This window comes from Paenibacillus sp. ACRSA (assembly GCF_022346845.1).
In the GTDB taxonomy this organism is placed as follows: domain Bacteria; phylum Bacillota; class Bacilli; order Paenibacillales; family Paenibacillaceae; genus Paenibacillus.
This window is the reverse complement of the sequence record NZ_JAKRNP010000021.1, coordinates 25,303-50,987: the sequence shown is the minus strand read 5'-3', so window position 1 is coordinate 50,987 and position 25,685 is coordinate 25,303. Positions and strand designations below refer to the sequence as shown.

Sequence of the window (25,685 nt, the reverse complement as noted above, 5' to 3'; positions counted from 1 at the left end):
TTATGAGCACGGAAGTACGCGTGCGCTACGCGCCGAGTCCAACGGGACACCTACATATCGGGAATGCCCGTACGGCGCTGTTTAATTACTTGTATGCTAAACATAATAACGGCAAATTCATTATTCGTATTGAGGATACGGATGTGAAGCGTAACATTGCTGGTGGAGAAGAAAGTCAACTGAAGTATCTGAAATGGCTCGGCATCGAATGGGATGAGAGCATTGATGTGGGTGGAGAATACGGGCCATACCGTCAGACGGAACGGCTGGATATCTACGGCAAATATACTCAAGAGCTGCTGGATAAAGGTCTTGCTTACCATTGCTATTGCACAGAAGCGGAATTGGAGCAAGAGCGTGAAGAGCAGACAGCGCGTGGTGAGACTCCGCGTTATTCGGGCAAACACCGGGATCTGACACCAGAGCAACGCAGTGCATTTGAAGCAGAAGGCCGCGTGGCGAGCATTCGTTTCCGTGTACCAGAGGAACGGATCTACACGTTTGATGATATGGTTAAAGGAACCATTTCGTTTAACAGCAAGGAGTCTGGAGACTTCGTTATCGTCAAAAAAGATGGCATTCCTACGTACAACTATGCGGTAGCAGTGGATGATCACATGATGAAAATTTCCCACGTATTGCGCGGGGAAGATCATATCTCCAATACGCCGCGTCAGTTGATGATCTATGAAGCGCTAGGCTGGGAGCCGCCGCAATTTGGTCACATGACGTTGATTGTAAATGAAAATCATAAAAAGCTGAGTAAACGGGATGAATCCGTTATTCAGTTTATTGAACAATATGATCAGCTCGGCTATTTGCCAGAAGCGATGTTCAACTTCATTTCCTTACTTGGCTGGTCGCCAGAAGGAGAAGAGGAGATCTTCTCACAAGAGCAGCTTATCCAAATTTTTGATACGAAGCGCTTGTCTAAGAGCCCAGCAGTATTTGATACCAATAAACTGGCACACTTGAACAATCACTATATCAAAAATGCAGATCCAGATCGGATTGCTGAAATGGCAATTCCTCATCTGCAAAAGGCAGGACGGATTGCTTCTGAGCTGTCGGCTGAGCAGAAAGAATGGGCTTATACACTCGTTCATCTCTATCAAGAGCAGATGACAGCTGCTTCGGATATCGTTGAATTGTCTGAAGTATTCTTCCGTTCAGATCTCGAACTGGAATCTGAAGCTGCAGCGGTACTCGCTGAAGAGCAGGTGCCGACTGTACTGAAAGCTTTTGCTGACAAAGTTCAAGCAAGTGATGAGTTTACGCCAAGCAAAATGGCAGCACTCATCAAAGAAGTACAGAAAGAAACTGGATTTAAAGGCAAACAGCTCTTTATGCCAATTCGTGTAGCGTTAACAGGGCAAACACATGGTCGCGATTTGAATCAAACCATTGTACTGCTTGGTCGGGACACAGTGATTGAACGTTTGCATGCCCAAGTAAAAGGGGCATAATCCAGCGAGAATACAATTCTTCTATAGTTGCATATAAGCGACGGACTTTTGAACAACCTCTTTAAGTGTTTATTTTCTGTCGATTACAAGGAAAGCCTGTTGTCAGTCTCAACCCTTTTCGCTATAATAGCAACACAACGAATAAATGATATGATTTATCTATATAGAACAGCAAAGACCGGGAGGAGTACGTTGAGCCGGACAGATTCAGAGAGGATGGCCCTGCCTAAAGAATGAAGTTCTTTGGTGCGGTGGCTGTGAGCCATCCGCTGTCCGTCAACCGAAATGCGCCTGTGAGCTGCATAGCCGAATCCAGCCCCGCCCTTGTCGATTAGGTAAAGGGAAAACGTTAGGATAGGTTGTGACGGTTGGTTCCCGTTATTAGACCGTTTGAGGGTTCATTGTTATACAAGTGAACTGAGCAGAGTGGGACCGCGATCAACGCCTCTGTAGCTTACATAGCTACAGGGGCGTTTTTTGTATGTCTGGACATGTAACTCTTTCAAAGATAATCAAATCACAGCGGTGTTGAATTACAGTGACAGCGGTACGGAGTCCTAACATGTGCATAGGTGTGAAGCTAGGAGTACACTATCAAGGAATGCGCCGTCCGGTAAACCGGAGGACGAGAACCTGAACAAGAGGGGAACGAGCATGTTTAAGAAGATCAGATCAGATATCCAGGCGGTGTTTGAAAACGATCCAGCGGCCCGGGGATGGTTTGAGGTGGTATTTACTTACTCGGGGCTGCATGCGATATGGGCGCATCGGATCGCGCATTTTTTATACAAGCGAAGGTTCTTCTCGTTCGCCCGGTTCATTTCACAGATTAGCCGTTTTATGACTGGAATCGAAATCCATCCTGGTGCTACAATCGGCAATCGGTTGTTTATTGACCATGGAATGGGTGTAGTTATTGGTGAAACGTGTGAGATCGGTGACGACGTTGTTATCTATCAAGGGGTTACTCTTGGGGGGACGGGAAAAGAAAAAGGTAAGAGACATCCGACAATTGGTAATAATGTGGTTATCTCGTCAGGTGCCAAAGTGCTTGGTTCGTTCAGTGTGGGGGATCAATGCAACATTGGAGCCAACTCGGTTGTACTAAAAGAGGTACCAGCGAATAGTACGGTTGTGGGTATCCCGGGGAGAATCGTCAAACAGGATGGGCGCCGTGTCGATCGTCTGAATCAGCAGTTACCAGATCCGGTCATTGATTCTTTGCGAAGTATGCAACAAGAGATTGAACGCTTGCGGGAAGAGGTGCGTACGATGCAGGATACCCGTGAGATGGAGTCTTCACGTGATACAATAAATAAAGGAAGCATGAGATGAAAGTGAGTACCAGATAAGTCGAACGATTTACACATGAACGAAGAGGACAGAAATAACCTGGAAAAGCGTAGCGTTCGGCTGAAAGCTTTCTGAAAGAAAGCTACATCGGAAGCATAGGCTATCCCCGAATTTTCTCAATAAAAAGATTTTCAAAAAAATTAGGGGATAACAGCGATTGAAAGGTTGTTCTGTCATCGAAGTGGCAGGAGTAAATCAGCTTATCGTATGTAATTCATTTCATGCGGAAAAGAACGAAAGGAAAGTGACCATGACGCTTCAAATTTACAATACAATGAGTCGTGCAAAAGAAAAATTTGTCCCCCAAGAGCCGGGGAAAGTGAAGATGTATGTGTGCGGACCGACGGTATATGATTACATCCACATTGGTAATGCACGTCCAGTGATCTTCTTCGACACGGTTCGCGGTTATTTGGAACAGACCGGACATGACGTGAATTATGTCGTTAACTTTACAGATGTTGACGATAAGCTTATCCGCAAAGCAGAGCAGCTCGGTACAGACGTACCACATGTAGCAGAGAAGTTCATTGCAGCCTATTACGAAGACCTTGAAGGACTAGGTATTCCTAAGGCTAGCAGTAATCCGAGAGTAACCGAAAATATGCCGCTCATTATTGATTTCATCCGTGAGCTGGTGGATAAGGATATCGCATACGAAAACGGTGGGGATGTATACTATCGTACTAGCAAGTTTGCGGAGTATGGTAAATTATCTAAGCAGAATTTGCAGGAGCTTCAGTTCGGTATTCGGATCGGTGTGGATGAGCGTAAAGAGAATCCGGAAGACTTCGTTCTGTGGAAGGCTGCTAAGCCAGGAGAAATCTACTGGTCTAGTCCATGGGGAGATGGACGTCCAGGCTGGCACATTGAGTGCTCGGCTATGGCGCGGGAATACCTCGGGGATACGTTGGATATCCATGGAGGCGGGCAGGATCTACAGTTCCCACATCACGAGTGCGAATGCGCTCAATCCGAGGTGCTCACAGGCAAGCCGCTGGCGAATTACTGGATGCATAACGGATTTATCCGTATTGATAATGAAAAGATGTCCAAATCACTAGGAAATGGTGTGTTGGTTAAAGACCTCCGCACGCAATATAAACGTGAAGCCATTCGTTACTTCATGTTATCTACACACTATCGTAACCCACTTAACTTTACGGAGGATACGATGGAGCAAGCGCAGAACAGTGTAGATCGGATCACCAATGCGGTGGTCAATCTCAAGCATCGTTTGCAGGCAGTGACTGTAGATCAGGATAGCTCAGCTGAGTTCACGGCAAGATTGGAACAGATTCGTGAGCAGTATCATGAGAAAATGCAAGATGACTTCAATACGCCTGACGCAATCACAGCTTTATTTGAATGGGCAGGTGAAGCGAACCAATTGTTACAACAGGATGTAGTAAATGCTGCGGATATTCGTGCTCTGCTGGAACTGTTCAGCGAACTGAACGCAGTATTGCGCATCTATACTGATGCTGAGCCTGAACTGTTGGATGATGAAATTGAGCGTTTGATTGAAGAACGTGTAGAAGCGCGTAAATCTAAAAATTGGGCTCGGGCTGACGAGATCCGTGATGAACTATCTGCACAGGGAATTTTGCTTGAGGATACAGCTCAAGGGATGAGATGGCGTCGCAAATGAGTGAGGAGCAGCCAAAAAAAATGTCTGAAATTGCTGAACTTACTGAACTTACGGAAGCTGCCTTGACAGTAGAAGGTGAGACACAGCGAATGGAGTCTGAAGAAACAACAACAACACATATCGCAGAGGGGGGCTGGTTTCCCTACCCTCCCTCACGGCCTGCTCGTCTGATTCCTCCAATTGCTCTGGCTTATATTGGAGACGCTGTGTACGAGGTGGCGGTACGTCAGTATTTGTTATCCAAACCCAACATGCGTCCGAATCATCTGCACCGTAGTGCAACAGGGCTTGTATCAGCCAAGGCTCAGAGCCGAATTCTTACAGGAATTGAACCAGAGCTGACCGAAGAAGAACGTGATATGGTTCGTCAAGGGCGAAACGCGAAGTCTGGTTCCGTCCCTAAGAATGCGGATGTTCTAGAGTATAGACATGCTACGGCGCTCGAATGTCTGATCGGCTATTTGTATAGCAGTGGTCAACATGATCGCATGATTGCATTGATTGGTCGTGGGATTGAGCATGCAGAACAACAAGCGCAATCTTCGACAAAATAATTGAATTTCAACGAAAACCGCTACGTGAGTTTTGTCTAAACGAACTAAGGCTCGCGCAGCGTTATAGAGAGGATCGAACAACAATGGAAGAAGAATGGATCGCTGGTAAACACTCCGTAACGGAGGCACTGCGCTCAGGTCGAACCATTAATAAAATATGGATTGCGGATACGGCCCAAAAGCATCTGACCCAGCCAATAATTGCAGAAGCGAAAAAATTAGGGATTGTGATCCAACATGTGGACAAGCGTAAATTGGATCAAACTGTTCCAGGTATACAGCATCAGGGGGTTGTAGCTCAAGCTGCGCCTTATGCTTACGTTGAGGTAGAAGATATTCTTGCCGCAGCTAAAGCGAAGGGGGAAGACCCGTTTCTGATTTTGCTCGACGAAATCGAAGATCCACACAACCTTGGTTCCATTTTGCGGACGGCAGACTGCACAGGCGCTCATGGTGTCATTGTACCTAAACGCCGTTCAGCAGCAGTTACTGCTACGGTATCCAAAACATCAGCAGGAGCTGTTGAGTATGTACCTGTAGCGCGAGTAAGTAACTTGGGTCAAACGATTGATCGTCTCAAGGAAGAAGGCGTGTGGGTGGTCGGCACGGATGTTACTGCCAAAGAAAATGTATTTGGCAATGGGGTCTTCACAGGACCTGTAGCGCTCGTGATTGGGAATGAGAACAAAGGTATGGGGCGTCTCATCCGTGAAAAATGTGATGTGTTGATTAAGTTGCCGATGCAAGGTCAGATTAACTCTCTTAATGCTTCCGTTGCTGCGGGTGTAGTTATGTATGAAGTGCTCCGGTCACGCCAAGTGCAGGAATAGAAACTATGGCTGACTCCCGTGATGTGCTACTTGTAGACGGGTACAACATGATCGGTGATTGGCCAGAGCTGTCTAAGTTAGCGCAAAGTGGATTGGAAGAAGCGCGCAACCGCCTTCTATCGCGTCTTGCTGACTATCAGGCCTTCTCTGGCCGGAAGGTCATTGTTGTTTTTGACGCCTACCTCGTGCCCGGACTCGGCAAATCCTTTACACAGAGCAAAATACAGATCTATTTCACAAAGGAAAAAGAGACGGCGGATGAATGCATTGAGAGACTCGTTCGGGAACTCAGTATGCGAAGACGACAAATCTATGTGGCTACAAGTGATATGGTAGAGCAACACGTCATTTTTGGACAGGGAGCTTTGCGTGTGTCTGCCAGGGAACTGCTGATTGAAGTAGAGCAGAACGAAAAAGAGCTGCAAAAACGTTTGGAAGATAGGCAGTCTCAAACGACACGCAATACACTTGGGGGGAAACTCAGTCCAGATGTTTTGAAACAATTTGAGCGCTGGCGCAGGGAATAATCTTGGTTTTTACAGATATTACAATATTGAAAGTCTTGACAATTATGTTATTCATGTTCTTTTTTAGGCAGAGCGTGGTTGACGGTGTGAGGTAGCATCATATATACTTGTCCTATATTTCATAGAGTAGAGTAACGGGGTACCTTGCGTTGCAGCCGGAGGGATTGTCTGTGAGTGTCGACCTCAAAGATATCATGTTATCAAAGTATGATTACCAAAGTGACGAAGACATTGTCGAAGCGGTCCGTGAAGGTGAAAGCGAAGCGCTGGAGTTTTTGATTAACAAATATCGCAACTTTGTACGCGCCAAGGCAAGATCTTATTTTCTGATTGGGGCAGACCGTGAAGATATTATTCAAGAAGGAATGATTGGACTCTATAAATCTATTCGAGATTTTAAGGGTGACAAATTGGCTTCGTTCAAAGCTTTCGCTGAGCTGTGTATTACACGGCAGATCATTACGGCGATTAAGACAGCGACACGTCAAAAGCACATTCCACTTAATTCATATGTGTCTCTGGACAAGCCTATTTATGATGAAGAATCCGATCGTACCTTACTCGATGTGATTTGTGGAACCCAGGTCAGCGATCCTGAGGAACTTATCATTAATCAGGAAGAGTTTGTAGGCCTGGAAGATAAGATGTCAGAGATTTTAAGTGATCTGGAACGTAAAGTGTTGATGTTGTATCTTGACGGTAGATCTTATCAAGAAATCGCAGTTGATCTGGACAGGCATGTGAAGTCCATTGATAATGCGCTACAGCGTGTGAAGCGAAAACTTGAAAAGTATTTGGAAGTACGAGATAATTGAACAATTGTTGTCGTTGACGGAAAAGGCTCGGGGTTTGAGTCTTTTTTTGCTGCTTTAAGTTTATAAAATAAAAGATTGATAATACTAGTAATCGTTCGATCCAAGTAGGAGAAGAGAGAAAATCAGAGATAAGCAGCCGAATACAGACACGCGGAACTTTTACCCAGTAATGAAAGGCTATTCTTTCGTTGACATGGTTATACCCTTATGATAAAGTGTTTTAGGTAGGCCTAAATTCGCGGCTTTTTTTTTAGGATCAATTTAGAGACTCTGCTTAAGCGGAAGTCTTCGGGAGGTGTACATCATGCGGGTAATTATCACTTTGGCTTGTACTAACTGCAAACAAAGAAATTACACAACGACAAAAAACAAGCGTAATCACCCCGACCGCATGGAGATGAAGAAATTTTGCAAGTTTTGTAACGAGCAGACTTCTCATCGCGAAACCAGATAGTTTTTGGGAGGTGTAGTCGGCGTGAAACGAAGTTTCAAATCTCTGATTTCCTTTTTCTCAGAAAGCTGGGCTGAACTTAAAAAAGTTCGCTGGCCTAATCGCAAAGAGCTTACCAACTACACGTTGATTGTTCTTGGTACTGTTGTGGTTATGACGCTGTTTTTTTGGGTCGTTGACATCGGCATCTCCTTTGTGATCGAAGCGATTATTTAAGAAGGGTCCCAGGTGGCTTGATATGGAAAAAAGATGGTACGTCGTTCATACCTATTCAGGGTATGAGAACAAGGTCAAAGCCAATTTGGAAAAACGCGTAGAGTCCATGGGCATGGAAGACAAGATTTTCCGCGTTCTTGTTCCGATGGAAGAAGAAGTGGTGAACAAAGACGGTAAGAAAAAGACCGTTATGCGTAAAGTTTACCCCGGTTATGTCTTGGTTGAAATGATCCAAACGGATGACTCTTGGTATGTTGTTCGCAACACACCAGGTGTTACGGGATTTGTCGGTTCGACAGGTTCCGGGTCCAAACCAACTGCACTGTTGCCTGAAGAAGTGGAACAAATTCTGAAGCATATGGGCATGGTTGAACCGAAGCCGAAAATTGAATTCGATATTAAGGAATCCGTACGTATTAAAGTTGGACCTTTTGCGAATTTTGTGGGCTCCGTGGAAGAAATTTTGGTAGACAAAAGCAAGTTGAAAGTGCATGTGAACATGTTTGGACGGGAAACACCGCTTGAGTTGGAATATACGCAAGTGGAGAAGATATAGTTTCTTCAAGTTTCTTGTGGGAGAACCGAGAGGTTCGCTAACCACTATTTTGCAAGGAGGTGTCAATCATGGCAAAAAAGGTAATCAAAATGGTAAAACTTCAGATTCCAGCAGGTAAAGCGAATCCAGCGCCTCCGGTAGGTCCAGCATTGGGTCAAGCAGGTGTCAACATCATGGCATTCTGTAAAGAATTCAACGCTCGTACAGCCGATCAAGCGGGATTGATTATTCCAGTTGAGATTTCTGTATTCGAAGACCGTTCCTTTACATTCATCACTAAAACTCCACCAGCAGCAGTTCTGTTGAAAGTGGCAGCTAAAGTTGAAAAAGGATCCGGCGAGCCGAATAAGAAAAAAGTCGCTACCGTTAAACGTGATGCGGTACGTCAAATCGCGGAACAAAAAATGCCTGACCTGAATGCAGCAGACGTTGAGTCCGCAATGCGTATGGTCGAAGGTACTGCCCGCAGCATGGGTATCACCATCGAAGACTAATTTTCATCTGAAACATAGCTTCGTAAAACCGGTCGATTCGCGACCGGTTGATGTGGGAGGTATATCCGCTAACACCACAAAGGAGGAATATAACATGGCTAAACACGGTAAAAAATACCTGGAAGCTGCTAAGCTGATCGACAGCGAAGCAACTTACGAGCCTTCAGAAGCTGTAGAGCTTGTGAAAAAGGCAGCCACTGCAAAGTTCGATGAAACTATCGAAGCAGCAGTACGTTTGGGTGTAGACCCTCGTAAGCAAGACCAGGCTGTACGTGGTGTTGTTGTCTTGCCACACGGCACAGGTAAAACACAACGCGTATTGGTATTTGCAAAAGGTGACAAAGCGAAAGAAGCGGAAGCGGCTGGCGCGGACTATGTTGGTGATGCAGACATGATCAACAAAATCCAACAAGGCTGGTTCGAATTCGACGTCTGCGTAGCGACACCAGATATGATGAGTGAAGTAGGTAAATTGGGCCGACTGCTCGGCGGTAAAGGTCTAATGCCTAACCCTAAAGCCGGAACGGTAACTTTCGACGTAACTAAGGCTGTTCAAGAAATTAAAGCCGGTAAAATCGAATATCGTCTGGATCGTGCAGGTCAAATTCACGCACCGATCGGTAAAGCATCTTTCTCTAACGAGCAACTCAATGAGAACTTCAAAGCTCTCATGGATGCTTTGAACCGTGCTAAACCGGCGGCAGCTAAAGGTGTTTATCTGAAGAATATCAGCATTTCTTCTACGATGGGCCCTGGCGCACGCGTGAACGCAGCAGCTTTTAGATAAAATGTTCTTGACAGGTTCGTCCTGTTCTGATATTCTATAAAAGTTGTGAGTCCGAGTGACTGACCGTTGACATTTGAATATGCTTGCCGTAGACAGTAGGTGCCATCAGGCTTAATTTCCTACCGAGGTGTGATTATAGAACTTAGAACGATGTAAATCGATGATGAGTATATATCAAGCCTTCGTGATTCTACGGAGGCTTTTCTTAATGGGATAAATTTGATCAGGAGGTGTACAGATTGGCAAACGCAAAAGTGATTCAAGCAAAACAAGAGTCCGTTGATGTGGTTACAGCAAAATTGCGCGAGAGCGCTACTACAGTTGTTGTTGACTATCGCGGATTGAACGTTGCCCAAGTAACTGAGCTGCGTAAGCAGCTTCGTGAAGCCGGAATCGAATTCTCAGTGCTGAAAAACACGTTGCTTCGCCGCGCAACTGCTGCAGCAGAGCTGACAGAACTCGATAGTGTTCTTACAGGTCCTACAGCAATTGCATTCAGCGGAGAAGACGCTGTTGCTCCAGCCAAAATTCTGAACGACTTCGCGAAAAAGAACGATGCACTGAAATTGAAAGGTGCAGTTGTAGAAGGTCGCGTAATCGGAGAAGAAGAAGTTAAGGCATTGGCAGAACTTCCATCCCGCGAAGGTCTCCTTTCCATGCTCCTCAGCGTGCTTCAAGCGCCAGTGCGCAACTTCGCGCTTGCGGTTAAAGCTGTTGCAGACAAAGAAGAACAAGGCGCGTAAGCTACTTGATCTGAATACTGCTTAGCAGTAACGAAATACAAAAAAATAAAATTATATATGGAGGTTCAATCATGAGTAAAGAGCAAATCTTGGAAGCAATTAAAGGCATGACTGTACTGGAACTGAACGATCTTGTTAAAGCAATCGAAGAAGAATTCGGCGTAACTGCTGCAGCTCCAGTAGCTGTTGCAGGTGGCGGAGCTGCTGCAGCTGAAGCTGAGCAATCCGAGTTCGACGTAATCTTGGCAAGCGCTGGCGCTTCCAAAATCAACGTTATCAAAGCAGTTCGCGAAATCACTGGTCTTGGCTTGAAAGAAGCTAAAGAAGTAGTTGACAACGCTCCAAAAGCATTGAAAGAAAAAGTAAGCAAAGAAGAAGCTGAAACTATCAAAGCTAAATTGGAAGAAGCAGGCGCTTCAATCGAAGTTAAATAATTTAGCTTTTACAAGCTAAATGAACAAAACAACAAACCCCTTGACTTATATCAAGGGGTTTGTTGCTGTAATTGCAAATGGAAAGTGAGTGAGGGCATGTCCAATCATTATTATTCGGACAAACCGCAAGTAGCACATGATCGGAAGGCAACTGAAACGATGCTTCGTGGATTTAGTCTGCGGTTCGTGACTGATGCTGGTGTATTTTCCAAGAACGGAATTGATTATGGTAGCAGAGTATTAATTGATGTGATGGAGATTCCGTCAGGAGCTCACGTTCTTGATGTGGGTTGCGGATACGGACCGATGGGTCTTACAGCAGCGAAGCTTGTACCGGATGGACATGTCACCATGATTGATATCAACGAGAGAGCTGTTGAACTTTCCAAGGAAAATGCAAAAGCGAATGGAATTAACAATGTTACCGTCATGCAAAGTAATCTACTGGCTGAAGTGAAAAAGGAAGACTTTGACGTTATTCTAACCAATCCGCCTATACGGGCTGGGAAAGAAACGGTTCATATTATATTTGAACAGGCTCATCGTCATTTGAAGGTTGGTGGTTCGTTGTGGATCGTTATTCAGAAGAAGCAGGGAGCTCCTTCGGCAAAATCGAAGTTGGAGTCTTTGTTCGGAAGAGTAGAGGAAGTCACAAAGGATAAAGGCTACCGAATTTTCAAAGCGGTGAAAACGGAAGAAGTCGCTGAAGGCTGATTTCCGATTTGTAAAGTAAGCAGGGGAGCATTTTTTTTGCAATAGGACTATTGACTTGAAATTCAGGTCGTGGTATTATTGTAAAATGTCAGTATTAAGATGCCCTACTTGGCTTTAGCTAACTAAAAATGTCAACCTTTTTTTACGCCGAACGGGCTTATTATGCCAACGTTTGGCGTATAATATGTACATTTTGGGCAAACTGGGGATAAGAATGTTTTGGAAGACATCCGCCGATCAAAGTTGCTCTTTTTTCGAACGACATTTCGAGTAAGGGCTTTTCTTTATTTGTGGATGCATTGCTTTGCTCTGTATGTGTACCATTATAAGGTTACAAACAGAGGTTCGCAACGAAATTTTTAAAGTGAGTAGACATTGAGGGGTGAGTTTAAGTTGGCAGGACATCTTGTTCAATATGGTCGACGCACTCGGCGCAGTTATGCACGAATTAACGAGATACTCGAAGTTCCGAACCTGATTGAAATCCAACAAAAATCTTATGATTGGTTTTTGGAGGAAGGGTTGCGCGAAATGTTCCAGGATATCTCGCCGATCCAGGATTTTACAGGCAATTTGATTTTGGAATTTATCGATTACAGTCTCGGAGAACCGAAGTATACAGTAGACGACGCTAAAGAGCGTGACGTTACTTATGCAGCACCGCTTCGGGTCAAAGTCCGGCTCATTAATAAGGAAACCGGCGAAGTCAAGGAGCAGGAAGTATTCATGGGAGATTTCCCGCTGATGACCGATACTGGCACATTTATTATTAATGGTGCGGAACGGGTTATTGTCAGCCAGTTGGTTCGCTCTCCTAGCGTTTACTTCAGCACTAAAGTAGATAAGAATGCCAAAAAGACGTATACCGCGACAGTTATTCCTAACCGCGGCGCTTGGCTCGAACTGGAGATGGATGCGAAGGACGTTGTTTATGTCCGGATCGACCGCACACGTAAAATACCGGTGACGGTTCTCCTGCGTGCACTTGGTTTTGGCACAGACGCTGAGATTTTGGATCTGCTCGGTAATGACGAATATATCCGCAACACACTGGATAAAGATAACACGGATTCCACGGAGAAAGCGCTGATTGAAATTTATGAGCGTCTTCGTCCGGGTGAGCCACCTACGCTTGATAATGCGAAGAGCTTGCTCGTAGCGCGTTTCTTTGATCCAAAACGTTATGACCTGGCTAATGTAGGTCGTTACAAAATCAACAAAAAACTTCACATCAAAAACCGCTTGTTCAACCAACGCTTGGCTGAGTCTTTGGTTGATACCGAAACTGGTGAAATCATTGCTGAAGCAGGTCAAATGGTTGACCGTCGTTTGCTCGACGAGATCATGCCACACCTAGAGAAAAGCGTTGGTTTCCGCACATATCATGTGGCGAACGGTGTTTTGGATGCCAATGATATCCCGATGCAAACCATTGATGTGTTCTCACCGATTGAAGACGGTAAAGTTGTTAAATTGATTGCCAATGCTAACATTGACAAATCAGTTAAGAACATCACACCGGCAGATATCATTTCATCAATCAGTTACTTCATTAATCTACTGCACGGCATCGGTAGCACAGATGATATCGATCACCTGGGTAACCGTCGTTTACGTTCAGTAGGTGAACTCTTGCAGAATCAGTTCCGTATTGGTTTGTCCCGTATGGAGCGTGTAGTTCGTGAGAGAATGTCCATTCAGGATGCTAACGTAATCACGCCTCAGGCTTTGATTAACATACGTCCTGTTATCGCATCGATTAAAGAGTTCTTCGGTAGCTCTCAATTGTCACAGTTTATGGATCAAACGAACCCACTGGGTGAGTTGACGCATAAACGTCGTCTGTCCGCACTCGGACCAGGTGGTTTGACGCGTGAGCGTGCCGGCATGGAAGTCCGTGACGTGCATCCATCCCACTATGGCCGGATGTGTCCGATCGAGACACCAGAGGGGCCGAACATTGGTCTGATCAACTCCTTGTCTACGTTTGCTCGTGTAAACGAATATGGTTTCATTGAAGCTCCATATCGTTGGGTAGATCCGAAGACGGGTGTTGTAACTGAGCAGATCGATTACCTGACAGCAGACGAAGAGGACAACTATGTTGTCGCTCAAGCGAACGCGCAGCTGAATGAAGATGGAACATTTGCTGAAGAAGCGATCATTGTACGTTATAACAAGCAATCGGATAACATCCTTACGATGCCGAGTGAGCGAGTTGACTACATGGACGTATCTCCTAAGCAAGTTGTATCTGTCGCTACAGCGCTCATTCCGTTCCTTGAGAACGATGACTCCAACCGTGCGCTTATGGGATCGAACATGCAGCGGCAAGCCGTTCCACTCTTGATTCCTAAAGCTCCGCTTGTCGGAACAGGTATGGAACATAAAGCCGCAAAAGATTCTGGTGTATGTATTGTCTCCAAATATGACGGGATTATCGAACGTTCTTCTGCGAATGAGATCTGGCTCCGTCGTTTGGAAGAAGTAGATGGCCAAGAAGTCAAAGGCGATATTGTTAAATATAAATTACACAAATTTATGCGTTCGAACCAAGGAACATGCATTAACCAACGTCCGATCGTCAAAAGAGGTGCTGTTGTCAAAGCTGGCGACATCCTCGCAGATGGTCCTTCAACGGAAATGGGTGAATTGGCTCTAGGACGTAACGTTGTCGTTGCCTTCATGACTTGGGAAGGTTACAACTACGAGGATGCGATTTTGCTCAGTGAAAAACTTGTTAAGGAAGATGTTTATACATCCATCCATATCGAGGAATATGAGTCAGAAGCGCGTGATACGAAGCTCGGACCTGAAGAGATTACACGTGATATCCCGAACGTTGGGGAAGAAGCGCTACGTAACCTTGATGAGCGTGGTATCATCCGAATCGGTGCTGAGATCAGTGCTGGCGACATTCTAGTTGGTAAAGTAACGCCAAAAGGTGTAACTGAGCTGACAGCTGAAGAACGTCTCTTGCACGCAATCTTCGGTGAGAAAGCACGTGAAGTGCGTGATACTTCCTTGCGTGTGCCTCACGGTACGGACGGAATCGTAGTAGACGTTAAAGTGTTCACACGTGAGAACGGTGATGAGTTGCCTCCAGGTGTTAATCAACTCGTTCGTGTGTATATCGCTCAAAAACGGAAAATCTCCGAGGGTGATAAAATGGCCGGACGTCACGGTAACAAAGGGGTCGTGGCTCGTATCCTACCGGAAGAAGATATGCCTTTCTTGCCGGATGGTACACCTGTTCAGATCGTTCTTAACCCACTGGGCGTACCTTCCCGGATGAACATCGGTCAAGTACTTGAAGTTCACTTGGGTATGGCAGCAATGCAGTTGGGGATTCACGTAGCAACTCCTGTATTCGACGGAGCGAAGGAGTATGACGTCTTCGATACGATGGAAGAAGCAGGAATGCAACGTAATGGTAAAACTGTCCTGTATGATGGTCGTACAGGTGAAGAGTTTGAACGTGAAGTTACCGTTGGTGTCATGCACATGATCAAGCTGGCACACATGGTTGATGATAAAATCCATGCCCGTTCCACAGGTCCTTACTCTCTCGTTACGCAACAGCCATTGGGTGGTAAAGCCCAATTCGGTGGACAACGTTTCGGGGAGATGGAAGTATGGGCACTTGAGGCTTATGGTGCAGCTTATACCTTGCAAGAAATCTTGACCGTTAAGTCCGATGATGTTGTTGGTCGGGTGAAAACGTATGAATCCATCGTCAAAGGTGAGAATGTTCCGGAACCAGGTGTTCCTGAGTCATTCAAAGTATTGATCAAAGAGCTGCAAAGCTTAGGTATGGACGTTAAGATTTTGAGTGAAGATGAGCAAGAGATTGAAATGAAAGAAATGGACGATGAAGATGACGCTGCGAGCGATAAGCTCAGCCTCAACCTTGAGGGTACAGAGGTCGGAGCGGAGTAACCGCTTCGGGCGCATGATGACCGGCGTTTTTCATCAGGCTCGCGTCTTGCTCCGGCTTCGGCCGGAGGGGGCGTAACCTAGAATACAGGACTTGGTTAAGGAGGGTTGCTCCTTGTTGGACGTCAACAATTTCGAATACATGAAGATCGGGCTTGCTTCCCCAGAAAAAATTCGTTCTTGGTCCCGCGGAGAAGTGAAAAAACCGGAAACGATCAACTATCGTACGTTGAAACCGGAAAAAGAAGGGCTGTTCTGCGAAAAGATTTTTGGCCCTACAAAGGACTGGGAATGTCATTGCGGTAAATACAAACGCGTCCGTTATAAAGGCGTTGTCTGTGATCGTTGTGGCGTTGAAGTAACACGTGCGAAAGTTCGTCGTGAACGGATGGGTCATATCGAGCTCGCTGCTCCAGTATCACACATTTGGTACTTCAAAGGTATTCCGAGCCGTATGGGTCTCGCTTTGGATATGTCTCCAAGATCTCTCGAGGAGATTATTTATTTTGCATCATATGTAGTAACTGATCCAGGAGAAACTCCACTGGAGAAAAAACAGCTGTTGTCCGAGAAAGAGTACCGCAGCTACCGTGAAAAATACGGATATGGTTTCCAAGCTGGTATGGGTGCAGAAGCAGTTAAAAAACTGCTTCAAGATCTTGATGTAGATAAAGAGCTTGATTTCTTGAAAGAAGAGCTCCGTACTGCACAAGGACAACGCCGTAACCGTGCAATTAAACGTTTGGAAGTTATCGAAGCTTTCCGTAACTCTGGCAATAAGCCGGAGTGGATGATCATGGATGTACTTCCTGTGATTCCGCCGGAACTTCGTCCTATGGTACAGCTGGATGGTGGACGTTTCGCTACGTCTGACCTGAATGACTTGTACCGCCGTGTAATTAACCGGAACAACCGTCTGAAACGTCTGCTTGATCTGGGCGCGCCAGATATTATCGTGCAAAATGAAAAACGGATGCTGCAGGAAGCTGTTGACGCATTGATCGATAACGGTCGTCGTGGACGCCCTGTAACAGGTCCTGGTAACCGTCCTTTGAAATCTCTCAGCCACATGCTGAAAGGTAAACAAGGCCGTTTCCGTCAAAACTTGCTCGGTAAACGTGTTGACTATTCTGGTCGTTCCGTTATCGTCGTTGGACCTTACCTGAAAATGTATCAGTGTGGTCTGCCAAAAGATATGGCACTTGAATTGTTCAAGCCTTTTGTTATGAAAGAGCTTGTAAATAAAGGGCTTGCCCACAACATCAAGAGCGCTAAACGTAAAGTTGAGCGTGTAAGTCCTGAAGTTTGGGATGTTCTTGAAGAAGTAATTAAGGAGCATCCGGTTCTACTTAACCGTGCCCCTACGCTTCACCGTCTCGGTATTCAAGCATTTGAACCGATTCTCGTTGAAGGTAAAGCGATCCGTCTTCACCCGCTAGTATGTACGGCGTACAACGCCGACTTTGACGGTGACCAAATGGCCGTGCACGTTCCATTGTCCGCTGAAGCTCAAGCGGAAGCGCGTATCTTGATGCTTGCATCAGGTAACATTTTGAACCCGAAAGACGGTAAACCGGTTGTTACTCCTTCCCAGGATATGGTGCTTGGTTCTTACTACCTCACTATGGACAACAAGGAAGAAAAGGGCACAGGTATGATCCTGCGTACTGTTAATGAGGCTGTATCAGCTTACCAACGTGGTACTGCTGGACTGCATGCGCGTGTAGCTATTCCAGTTAAGGCGCTTGGTAAAACAAGCTTCACGGAAGAGCAACAAGAGGGCATGTTGCTGACAACGATCGGTAAAATTATCTTTAACGAAATTTTCCCGGCAACCTTCCCTTATATCAATGATGCGACTCGTGCAAACCTTTATCAAGGTACTGCCGATCACTCATTCGTATATGAGAAAGGCGCAGACCTCAAAGAAGCTATCATGAATGCTCCTCTGGCTGGTGGCGTCGGTAAAGAATATCTCGGATCCATCATTGCACGTTGCTTTGAGATTTATCACACAACGGAAACAGCCGTTATCTTGGATAAAATCAAACAACTTGGATTCACATACTCTACTCGTGCTGGTATTACCGTTGCGGTGTCGGACGTTATCGTTCCGCCTGAGAAGTTCGAAATTCTTAGATTGTCTGAGGAAAAAGCACAAATCGTTACGAATCAATACCGTCGTGGTTTGATTACAAACGAAGAGCGCTATGACCGTATCATTGATATTTGGTCAAAATCTAAAGATGACATCACTGAAATCTTGATGAAGTCCATGGATCGTTACAATTCCATCATGATGATGGTTGACTCCAAAGCGCGGGGTAACAAATCGCAAATCACTCAATTGGGCGGTATGCGTGGTCTGATGGCCAACCCATCTGGTCGAATTATCGAACTCCCAATCAAATCGAACTTCCGTGAAGGTCTGACGGTACTCGAGTACTTCATCTCAACTCACGGTGCGCGTAAAGGTTTGGCCGATACGGCTCTACGTACAGCGGACTCAGGTTACCTGACTCGTCGTCTCGTAGACGTTGCACAAGATGTAATTGTTCGTGAAGATGATTGTGGAACAGATAAAGGCTTTACTGTAAGTCGTATCCAGGATGGCAAAGAGGTTATTGAAGATCTCTACGACCGTATTGAAGGCAGGTACTGCTTCGAAACATTGCGTCATCCGGAAACGAAAGAAGTTATTGTAGGCCGCAATGAATTGATCGACTCCGACAAGGCAGAGGCTATCATTGAAGCGGGCATAACTAAATTGCAAATCCGCTCTGTACTCAGCTGCCGTGCTCGTCATGGTGTATGCAAGAAGTGTTACGGTCGTAACTTGGCGACTGGTAAACACGTGGAGATCGGTGAAGCAGTTGGAATTATCGCAGCACAATCCATTGGTGAACCAGGAACACAGCTTACAATGCGTACATTCCATACCGGTGGTGTAGCCGGAGACGATATCACGCAAGGTTTGCCGCGTATCCAAGAGTTGTTTGAGGCTCGTAATCCTAAGGGTCAAGCAACGATCAGTGAGATTGATGGTGTGGTTAAAGAGATTCGCGAAGCGAAAGATCGTCGTGAAATCGAAATTCAAGGTGAAGCAGAATCCAAAGTATATGCCGTTACCTACGGTTCCCGTGTCCGCGTAAGCGAAGGTATGGAAATTGAAGCGGGTGACGAGTTGACAGATGGTTCTATCGATCCGAAAGAAATGCTGCGCATTAAAGGCATACGTGGTGTGCAAAACTACATTTTGCAGGAAGTACAGCGCGTATATCGTAACCAAGGCGTAGAAATCAATGATAAGCACGTCGAAGTTATGATCCGTCAAATGCTGCGTAAGATCCGTATTGTAGATGCAGGAGATACAACGCTGTTGCCAGGATCGTTCGTTGATATGCATGAGTACGAAAGAGCTAACAAAATTGCGATTCTTAGTGATAAAGAGCCAGCGGTTGCAAAACCAATCTTGCTTGGTATCACGAAAGCATCCTTGGAAACAGACTCTTTCCTCTCAGCGGCTTCGTTCCAAGAAACTACACGTGTCTTGACGGATGCAGCGATCAAAGGTAAAGTCGATCAGTTGCTCGGTCTTAAAGAGAATGTAATCATTGGTAAACTGATTCCTGCAGGTACCGGTATGAACCGTTATCGCAGCATCAAATTTGCTGAGCCAGAAGATGGCCAATCTTCAGTAGAAGAACTTGAGCCAGTTTCGGTTGATTAATAGATTGCTCTTCATTTGAAGAGAATCGAAGGTTTTGTACGTCAGTGAGCGGACGTTTGTTTCATACAGATGGACGTTCCTGATGTACGTAAACTTTTGATAAAATGTTTTGGTAATAGCATTGACAATGTTTGTTCTAGATGCTAATATATCAAAGGTGCGTGAGTAGATGATTGTATTTAGTCCTATTCGGAGGAATGAACAATGTCTAATGAAAAAGGCTTGCAAGATGCTCATGTCAAGATAGGTACCAAACAGACCACGCGGATGGTTCAGACAGGTATGGCTTCCGAAGTCTATGTGGCTGAAGATAGTGATCCGCAGCTTACTTCCAAAATCATTGCTTTGTGTGAACAACACAATGTGAAGTGCACGAAAGTGGACACAATGAAAAATCTCGGCAAGGCTTGCGGGATTGGAGTAGGGGCAGCAATGGCTGCAGTCGTAAAATCATAAGGTAAGGAACGTTTTTGTCCGAGAACTTTTAGTGATTCTCCAAGGCAAAAACTTTTCATTTGTCTTTTTATGAACCGCCTGGGTCTGTGGACTTAGCGAAAAGAGGTTTATAAAGAAACATGAATAATTGAGGAAGGGGGTGGCAATCAAATGCCAACTATTAACCAACTGGTTCGTAAAGGACGTCAAGCTAAAGTTGATAAGTCAAAATCACCAGCTTTGCAAAAAGGATTCAACGCTTTGAAACGTGAATCCACTAACATCAGTGCCCCACAAAAACGTGGTGTCTGCACTCGTGTAGGTACAATGACTCCACGTAAACCGAACTCTGCACTTCGTAAATATGCCCGTGTTCGTTTGACGAACCGTCTCGAGGTAACTGCTTATATCCCGGGAATCGGACATAACCTTCAAGAGCACAGTGTGGTATTGATCCGCGGAGGTAAAGTAAAAGACCTTGCAGGGGTTCGTTATCACATCGTTCGTGGAGCTCTCGATACTGCAGGCGTTAACAACCGTATGCAAGCTCGTTCTAAATACGGTGCTAAGCGTCCAAAAGCTAAAAAAGCTTAAACTATTATAAGTAGATTATCCTGAAGCCTTCTGGCTTAGGTCTGGAAGGTACAGGGTCTGCTGAACAAGAAAGAAAGGGGGATATCCATGCCACGCAAAGGTCCAGTTACAAAAAGAGACGTGTTGCCAGATCCGGTATACAACTCCAAGTTGGTTACTCGTTTGATCAACCGCATCATGCTCGACGGAAAACGCGGTGTTGCTCAAAGCATTCTGTATAATGCGTTCAAGTTGATCCAAGAACGCACGGGTAATGACCCAATGGAAGTATTTGAGACAGCTATCAAGAATATCATGCCAGTCCTGGAAGTTAAAGCTCGCCGTGTCGGCGGTGCCAACTACCAAGTACCAATCGAGGTTAAACCAGAGAGACGTACTGCTCTGGGATTACGTTGGCTCGTAAACTACTCCCGCAACCGCGGTGAGAAAACGATGGAAGAACGTTTGGCGGCTGAGATCATCGATGCTTCCAACAACACAGGCGCTTCCGTTAAAAAACGTGAAGATACGCACAAAATGGCTGAAGCGAACAAAGCGTTTGCTCACTACCGTTGGTAGGATTCAGTTCATAAAAAATAACTTCAATTTTGAAGGGAGACCCATTTCATGGCTAGAGAGTTCTCCTTGAAAAATACACGTAATATCGGGATTATGGCTCATATTGATGCGGGTAAAACCACGACAACTGAGCGGATCTTGTTCTACACAGGCCGTACGCACAAAATCGGTGAAGTTCACGAAGGCGCTGCGACAATGGACTGGATGGAGCAAGAACAGGAGCGCGGAATTACGATTACTTCCGCTGCGACTACCGCTGCTTGGAAAGGTCACCGCGTTAATATCATTGATACCCCGGGACACGTTGACTTCACTGTTGAAGTTGAACGTTCCCTTCGTGTATTGGACGGAGCAGTTGGTGTATTCAGTGCGAAAGAAGGCGTTGAGCCTCAGTCCGAAACCGTATGGAGACAGGCTGACAAGTACGGCGTACCTCGTATCGCATATGTAAACAAAATGGATATCATCGGTGCTGACTTCCTGAACGTTGTATCTGACATGCGTGATCGCCTTCAAGCGAACGCTGTTGCGATTCAACTTCCAATCGGCGCTGAAAATGATTTCAAAGGTATCATTGATATCGTTGCTCAAAAGGCTCATATGTACAAAGATGACCTGGGACAAGATATCGAAGAAACCGAAATTCCTGCAGAATTTGCAGATCAAGTTGAAGAACTTCGCAACGAGTTGATTGAGCGCGTTGCTGAACTTGACGAAGATTTGACTATGAAATACCTGGAAGGCGAAGAGATCACAATTGATGAGATCAAAGCCGCTCTCCGTAAAGGTGTAGTAGAAGTTAAAATCTTCCCAGTTATCTGTGGTTCCTCATACCGTAACAAAGGTGTTCAACTGATGTTGGATGCTGTTATCGACTACTTGCCAGCTCCAACAGATGTACCATCAATCACTGGTCATCTTGAAGATGGAACTGAAGCAGTTCGTAAGTCCTCTGATGAAGAGCCATTCTCTGCATTGGCATTCAAAATCATGACTGACCCTTACGTTGGTAAATTGACATTCTTCCGCGTATACTCCGGTGTTCTTCAATCCGGTTCTTATGTATTGAATGCAACTAAAAACAAACGTGAGCGTATCGGTCGTATCCTTCAAATGCACGCGAACAGCCGTCAAGAGATCACTGAAGTTTACTCCGGTGACATTGCAGCTGCAGTAGGTTTGAAAGATACGGGTACAGGTGATACACTATGTGATGAGAAAAACCCGGTAATCTTGGAGTCAATGAACTTCCCTGATCCGGTTATCGAAATCGCCGTTGAACCTAAAACCAAAGCTGACCAAGATAAAATGGGTGTTGCTCTCGGTAAGTTGACAGAAGAGGATCCAACTCTTCGTGCTCATACTGATGAAGAAACAGGCCAAACAATCTTGGCAGGTATGGGTGAGCTTCACCTTGATATCATCATCGACCGTATGCGTCGTGAGTTCAAGGTGGAAACTACTGTGGGTAAACCACAAGTAGCTTACCGTGAAACATTCCGTGCTCCAGCGCGCGTTGAAGGTAAATTCGTACGTCAATCCGGTGGTCGTGGTCAATACGGTCACGTATGGGTTGAATTCGAACCTCTCGAGCCGGGTACAGGCAGCCAGTTCGAAAGTAAGGTTGTCGGTGGTTCCGTACCAAGAGAATACATTCAACCTGCACTGTCAGGGATTGAAGAGCAAATGAAAAACGGCGTTATTGCAGGCTTCCCGCTTGTAGACGTTAAGGCTACAATCGTAGACGGATCTTACCATGATGTCGATTCCAATGAGATGGCATTTAAAATTGCCGGATCTATGGCGCTTAAAGCGGCTAAAGACAAGTGTAAACCAGTTCTGCTTGAGCCTATCATGAAAGTAGAAGTAACAGTTCCAGAAGAGTACATGGGTGACGTAATGGGTATGTTGAACTCCCGTCGTGGCCGCATTGAAGGTATGGATTCCCGTAGTGGAGCTCAAATCATCCGTGCTAAGGTACCTTTGTCTGAAATGTTTGGTTACTCTACAACTCTTCGTTCTGGTACTCAAGGACGCGGCGTGTTCTCCATGGAACTCTCTCACTATGAAGAAGTTCCTAAGAGCATCGCTGAAGAAATCGTTGCCAAAACAAAAGGCACCGAGTAGTTTTCTCACACTGGATGCAAGTGCATAAGAATTCATTTCGGAGCACTTCATTCAGTGAAAACATAAATTATAATTTTAAGGAGGCCACGTTCAAATGGCAAAGGCTAAATACGAACGTAATAAACCCCACGTTAACATCGGTACTATCGGTCACGTCGATCACGGTAAAACAACACTGACTGCTGCAATCACAACTGTATTGTCCAAAACTTACGGTGGTGCTGCTGTAGCATTCGACCAAATCGACAAAGCTCCAGAAGAGCGCGAGCGCGGTATCACTATCTCCACAGCACACGTTGAGTACGAAACTGACACTCGTCACTACGCTCACGTAGACTGCCCAGGTCACGCCGACTATGTTAAAAACATGATCACTGGCGCGGCACAAATGGACGGAGCTATCTTGGTAGTATCCGCAGCTGACGGCCCAATGCCACAAACTCGTGAGCACATCTTGCTCTCCCGTCAAGTAGGCGTACCTTACATTGTTGTTTTCTTGAACAAATGTGACATGGTTGAAGACGAAGAGTTGTTGGAATTGGTTGAGATGGAAGTTCGCGACCTTCTTAACGAATATGAGTTCCCAGGTGATGATACTCCAATCACTCGTGGATCCGCTCGTGAAGCTCTGCAAAACCCTGATGGTGAGTGGGCTCAAAAAATCGTTGAGATGTTCAAAGAAATCGACACTTACATCCCACTGCCTGAGCGTCAAACTGACAAGCCTTTCTTGATGCCTGTCGAGGACGTATTCTCCATCACTGGTCGTGGTACCGTTGCTACAGGTCGTGTAGAGCGTGGTACTGTTAAAGTCGGCGAAGAGATCGAGATCGTTGGTATCACTGAAGAAACTAAAAAATCCGTAGTTACGGGCGTTGAGATGTTCCGTAAATTGTTGGATTCCGCTCAAGCGGGTGACAACATCGGTGCATTGTTGCGTGGTGTTGACCGTACTCAAATCGAGCGTGGTCAAGTACTGGCAAAACCAGGTTCTGTTAAACCACACACAGAATTCACTGCACAAATCTACGTTTTGACTAAAGAAGAGGGTGGCCGTCATAAGCCTTTCTTCACTGGATACCGTCCACAGTTCTACTTCCGTACAACTGACGTAACTGGTATCATCAACTTGCCAGAAGGTACTGAAATGGTAATGCCTGGTGACAACATCACGGTTACTGTTCAACTGATCTCTCCAATCGCGATCGAAGAAGGAACTAAGTTCTCTATTCGTGAAGGTGGACGTACAGTTGGTGCGGGTTCCGTAGCTACAATCCAAAAATAATAATTTAGCCTAGTGCTAAATGAGTATATGCAACAGTGTACTGGAACGAGTAACATTGTACTGTAACGAAGCTTCGGAAGAGTTCTTTATCCGACATCGGATAAAGAACTCTTTTATTATGTAATCGTTCGGAACCTGTGTCTCTTAAAATTGAACACCATTTATAGTATAGAATAATCGGTTAGGCAGCTTGGATATAGAAGAAAAACACCTACAATAAACGAACTCATTTCATCAGAAAAGATTAGTTTAAATGTTTTTTTTAAATATGCTTGCAATACGCCCATTTTTTCTATATAATAATGAATGTTGTTCTGAGACGTTGCGATGATGTGAGAGGTTACTGGCACACCCGGCCCCTTTGCCATGAGGCGGTGGCTAGAAAATTTTCACGGAGTATGTCCGATAAAAAATTGGGCGATAGAAGGAGGGACTAAAATGGCAAAGCAAAAAATTCGTATTCGTTTGAAAGCTTACGACCACAGAATTCTTGATCAATCCGCGGAGAAAATTGTTGAAACAGCAAAACGTTCGGGTGCAGGTGTATCCGGTCCGATTCCGCTTCCTACTGAAAAACAAATCATTACTATTCTTCGTGCGGTGCACAAGTACAAGGATTCTCGGGAACAATTCGAGCAACGTACACATAAACGTTTGATCGACATCGTTAACCCGACTCCACAAACAGTGGATGCCTTGATGCGCTTGGATCTGCCGTCCGGTGTAGATATCGAAATTAAATTGTAATATATAGTAACAAAGACCACGTATAAAGGAAAAGAGGTGTCAACATGAAAGGTATCTTAGGAAAAAAACTTGGAATGACTCAAGTGTTTACCCCTGAAGGTAACGTAGTTCCAGTAACGGTTATCGAAGCAGGACCTTGTGTTGTTTTACAAAAGAAAGATATTGAGAACGATGGCTACGAAGCAGTTCAAATCGGTTACTCCGATAAGAAAGAGAAAAATGCTAACAAGCCAGAAGCAGGACACGCTAAAAAAGCGAATACTGCACCTAAGCGCTACGTTCGTGAGCTTCGCGGCATCAACATCGCGGAATATGAAGTTGGCCAAGAATTGAAAGCTGACATTTTCGCTGAAGGCGAGTTCGTTGACGTAACGGGTATTTCAAAAGGTAAAGGTTTTGCCGGCGTAATCAAACGTTGGGGACAAAGCACTGGACCTATGTCACACGGTTCGCGTTACCACCGTGGCCCGGGTTCAATGGGTTCGATCCAAGCTAACCGCGTACCTAAAGGCAAACACTTGCCAGGACACATGGGACATGAGACTGTTACAATCCAACGTCTTGAAGTTGTTAAAGTAGACGCTGAACGTAACGTGATTCTCGTAAAAGGATCCATCCCTGGACCAAAGAATAGCCTTGTAAGAGTTAAAGAAACGGTGAAAAAATAACCACTGAAGAAAGG

General features: G+C 45.3%; 24 protein-coding genes and 1 other annotated feature. All 24 genes read left to right on the top strand.

Features of this window, described 5'->3' with window-relative positions; genetic code table 11:
- The first annotated feature begins 2 nt into the window (after positions 1-2).
- Entirely contained in the window at positions 3-1,466 is a 1,464-nt protein-coding gene (gltX, locus tag MH215_RS27835; RefSeq protein WP_239294136.1) for a glutamate--tRNA ligase, read from the top strand.
- A gap of 654 nt (positions 1,467-2,120) precedes the next feature.
- The gene (gene cysE / locus MH215_RS27830; RefSeq protein ID WP_239294135.1) at positions 2,121-2,801 is read left to right on the top strand and encodes a serine O-acetyltransferase; all 681 of its coding nucleotides are present in this window, start codon (positions 2,121-2,123) and stop codon (positions 2,799-2,801) included.
- A gap of 268 nt (positions 2,802-3,069) precedes the next feature.
- Complete coding sequence (gene cysS / locus MH215_RS27825) at positions 3,070-4,470, top strand: cysteine--tRNA ligase (protein ID WP_239294134.1); 1,401 nt, start codon at positions 3,070-3,072, stop codon at positions 4,468-4,470.
- 89 nt (positions 4,471-4,559) lie between these two features.
- Positions 4,560-5,024, top strand: a complete 465-nt coding sequence (locus tag MH215_RS27820) for a Mini-ribonuclease 3 (protein ID WP_239294141.1) — start codon at positions 4,560-4,562, stop codon at positions 5,022-5,024.
- Between the two features lie 83 nt (positions 5,025-5,107).
- Positions 5,108-5,854, top strand: coding sequence for a 23S rRNA (guanosine(2251)-2'-O)-methyltransferase RlmB (gene rlmB / locus MH215_RS27815; RefSeq protein WP_239294133.1), 747 nt, complete (start codon positions 5,108-5,110; stop codon positions 5,852-5,854).
- Positions 5,855-5,859: 5 nt separating this feature from the next.
- Positions 5,860-6,381 carry an NYN domain-containing protein gene (locus tag MH215_RS27810; protein ID WP_239294132.1) on the top strand — a complete coding sequence of 174 codons (522 nt, stop codon included), beginning with the start codon at positions 5,860-5,862 and terminating at the stop codon, positions 6,379-6,381.
- A gap of 170 nt (positions 6,382-6,551) precedes the next feature.
- On the top strand, positions 6,552-7,196 hold the full coding sequence (gene sigH / locus MH215_RS27805; RefSeq protein WP_024633601.1) for an RNA polymerase sporulation sigma factor SigH: 645 nt from the start codon (positions 6,552-6,554) through the stop codon (positions 7,194-7,196).
- Positions 7,197-7,500: 304 nt separating this feature from the next.
- Positions 7,501-7,650 carry a 50S ribosomal protein L33 gene (gene rpmG, locus MH215_RS27800; RefSeq protein ID WP_072735843.1) on the top strand — a complete coding sequence of 50 codons (150 nt, stop codon included), beginning with the start codon at positions 7,501-7,503 and terminating at the stop codon, positions 7,648-7,650.
- A 21-nt stretch (positions 7,651-7,671) separates the two neighbouring features.
- Positions 7,672-7,863 carry a preprotein translocase subunit SecE gene (gene secE, locus MH215_RS27795; protein WP_056697649.1) on the top strand — a complete coding sequence of 64 codons (192 nt, stop codon included), beginning with the start codon at positions 7,672-7,674 and terminating at the stop codon, positions 7,861-7,863.
- 22 nt (positions 7,864-7,885) lie between these two features.
- Positions 7,886-8,419, top strand: coding sequence for a transcription termination/antitermination protein NusG (gene nusG, locus MH215_RS27790; protein WP_056697652.1), 534 nt, complete (start codon positions 7,886-7,888; stop codon positions 8,417-8,419).
- Between the two features lie 68 nt (positions 8,420-8,487).
- Entirely contained in the window at positions 8,488-8,913 is a 426-nt protein-coding gene (rplK, locus tag MH215_RS27785; protein ID WP_056697655.1) for a 50S ribosomal protein L11, read from the top strand.
- 94 nt (positions 8,914-9,007) lie between these two features.
- Complete coding sequence (gene rplA, locus MH215_RS27780; protein WP_056697658.1) at positions 9,008-9,700, top strand: 50S ribosomal protein L1; 693 nt, start codon at positions 9,008-9,010, stop codon at positions 9,698-9,700.
- Between the two features lie 68 nt (positions 9,701-9,768).
- Positions 9,769-9,915 (top strand) — a sequence feature (ribosomal protein L10 leader region).
- A gap of 24 nt (positions 9,916-9,939) precedes the next feature.
- The gene (gene rplJ / locus MH215_RS27775) at positions 9,940-10,443 is read left to right on the top strand and encodes a 50S ribosomal protein L10 (protein WP_056697660.1); all 504 of its coding nucleotides are present in this window, start codon (positions 9,940-9,942) and stop codon (positions 10,441-10,443) included.
- Positions 10,444-10,514: 71 nt separating this feature from the next.
- Positions 10,515-10,877, top strand: coding sequence for a 50S ribosomal protein L7/L12 (gene rplL / locus MH215_RS27770; protein WP_145053353.1), 363 nt, complete (start codon positions 10,515-10,517; stop codon positions 10,875-10,877).
- A gap of 96 nt (positions 10,878-10,973) precedes the next feature.
- Positions 10,974-11,591 carry a class I SAM-dependent methyltransferase gene (locus MH215_RS27765; protein ID WP_056697665.1) on the top strand — a complete coding sequence of 206 codons (618 nt, stop codon included), beginning with the start codon at positions 10,974-10,976 and terminating at the stop codon, positions 11,589-11,591.
- Between the two features lie 393 nt (positions 11,592-11,984).
- Positions 11,985-15,530, top strand: a complete 3,546-nt coding sequence (gene rpoB / locus MH215_RS27760; protein WP_056697667.1) for a DNA-directed RNA polymerase subunit beta — start codon at positions 11,985-11,987, stop codon at positions 15,528-15,530.
- A gap of 112 nt (positions 15,531-15,642) precedes the next feature.
- Complete coding sequence (gene rpoC / locus MH215_RS27755; protein ID WP_056697670.1) at positions 15,643-19,257, top strand: DNA-directed RNA polymerase subunit beta'; 3,615 nt, start codon at positions 15,643-15,645, stop codon at positions 19,255-19,257.
- Between the two features lie 204 nt (positions 19,258-19,461).
- The gene (locus MH215_RS27750; RefSeq protein WP_056697674.1) at positions 19,462-19,713 is read left to right on the top strand and encodes a ribosomal L7Ae/L30e/S12e/Gadd45 family protein; all 252 of its coding nucleotides are present in this window, start codon (positions 19,462-19,464) and stop codon (positions 19,711-19,713) included.
- Positions 19,714-19,863: 150 nt separating this feature from the next.
- Positions 19,864-20,286 carry a 30S ribosomal protein S12 gene (rpsL, locus tag MH215_RS27745; RefSeq protein WP_056697677.1) on the top strand — a complete coding sequence of 141 codons (423 nt, stop codon included), beginning with the start codon at positions 19,864-19,866 and terminating at the stop codon, positions 20,284-20,286.
- An 87-nt stretch (positions 20,287-20,373) separates the two neighbouring features.
- Entirely contained in the window at positions 20,374-20,844 is a 471-nt protein-coding gene (gene rpsG, locus MH215_RS27740) for a 30S ribosomal protein S7 (RefSeq protein WP_056697679.1), read from the top strand.
- A gap of 48 nt (positions 20,845-20,892) precedes the next feature.
- Positions 20,893-22,971, top strand: a complete 2,079-nt coding sequence (fusA, locus tag MH215_RS27735; RefSeq protein WP_056697681.1) for an elongation factor G — start codon at positions 20,893-20,895, stop codon at positions 22,969-22,971.
- A 94-nt stretch (positions 22,972-23,065) separates the two neighbouring features.
- Positions 23,066-24,256: an elongation factor Tu gene (gene tuf / locus MH215_RS27730; RefSeq protein WP_056697684.1), complete on the top strand. Its 1,191-nt coding sequence runs from the start codon at positions 23,066-23,068 to the stop codon at positions 24,254-24,256.
- 438 nt (positions 24,257-24,694) lie between these two features.
- Complete coding sequence (gene rpsJ, locus MH215_RS27725) at positions 24,695-25,003, top strand: 30S ribosomal protein S10 (protein ID WP_017692074.1); 309 nt, start codon at positions 24,695-24,697, stop codon at positions 25,001-25,003.
- A gap of 44 nt (positions 25,004-25,047) precedes the next feature.
- Entirely contained in the window at positions 25,048-25,671 is a 624-nt protein-coding gene (gene rplC / locus MH215_RS27720) for a 50S ribosomal protein L3 (RefSeq protein ID WP_128103677.1), read from the top strand.
- The last annotated feature ends 14 nt before the right edge of the window (positions 25,672-25,685 follow it).

Coding starts and splice junctions, on each gene's coding strand:
- cysE (WP_239294135.1), top strand. CDS start 2,121: ATGTTTAAGAAGATCAGATCAGATATCCAGGCGGTGTTTGAAAACGAT.
- rpsJ (WP_017692074.1), top strand. CDS start 24,695: ATGGCAAAGCAAAAAATTCGTATTCGTTTGAAAGCTTACGACCACAGA.
- rplA (WP_056697658.1), top strand. CDS start 9,008: ATGGCTAAACACGGTAAAAAATACCTGGAAGCTGCTAAGCTGATCGAC.
- cysS (WP_239294134.1), top strand. CDS start 3,070: ATGACGCTTCAAATTTACAATACAATGAGTCGTGCAAAAGAAAAATTT.
- MH215_RS27765 (WP_056697665.1), top strand. CDS start 10,974: ATGTCCAATCATTATTATTCGGACAAACCGCAAGTAGCACATGATCGG.
- nusG (WP_056697652.1), top strand. CDS start 7,886: ATGGAAAAAAGATGGTACGTCGTTCATACCTATTCAGGGTATGAGAAC.
- MH215_RS27820 (WP_239294141.1), top strand. CDS start 4,560: ATGGAGTCTGAAGAAACAACAACAACACATATCGCAGAGGGGGGCTGG.
- rpsG (WP_056697679.1), top strand. CDS start 20,374: ATGCCACGCAAAGGTCCAGTTACAAAAAGAGACGTGTTGCCAGATCCG.
- fusA (WP_056697681.1), top strand. CDS start 20,893: ATGGCTAGAGAGTTCTCCTTGAAAAATACACGTAATATCGGGATTATG.
- rplC (WP_128103677.1), top strand. CDS start 25,048: ATGAAAGGTATCTTAGGAAAAAAACTTGGAATGACTCAAGTGTTTACC.
- rpmG (WP_072735843.1), top strand. CDS start 7,501: ATGCGGGTAATTATCACTTTGGCTTGTACTAACTGCAAACAAAGAAAT.
- gltX (WP_239294136.1), top strand. CDS start 3: ATGAGCACGGAAGTACGCGTGCGCTACGCGCCGAGTCCAACGGGACAC.
- rlmB (WP_239294133.1), top strand. CDS start 5,108: ATGGAAGAAGAATGGATCGCTGGTAAACACTCCGTAACGGAGGCACTG.
- MH215_RS27750 (WP_056697674.1), top strand. CDS start 19,462: ATGTCTAATGAAAAAGGCTTGCAAGATGCTCATGTCAAGATAGGTACC.
- rpsL (WP_056697677.1), top strand. CDS start 19,864: ATGCCAACTATTAACCAACTGGTTCGTAAAGGACGTCAAGCTAAAGTT.
- rplK (WP_056697655.1), top strand. CDS start 8,488: ATGGCAAAAAAGGTAATCAAAATGGTAAAACTTCAGATTCCAGCAGGT.
- rplL (WP_145053353.1), top strand. CDS start 10,515: ATGAGTAAAGAGCAAATCTTGGAAGCAATTAAAGGCATGACTGTACTG.
- MH215_RS27810 (WP_239294132.1), top strand. CDS start 5,860: ATGGCTGACTCCCGTGATGTGCTACTTGTAGACGGGTACAACATGATC.
- tuf (WP_056697684.1), top strand. CDS start 23,066: ATGGCAAAGGCTAAATACGAACGTAATAAACCCCACGTTAACATCGGT.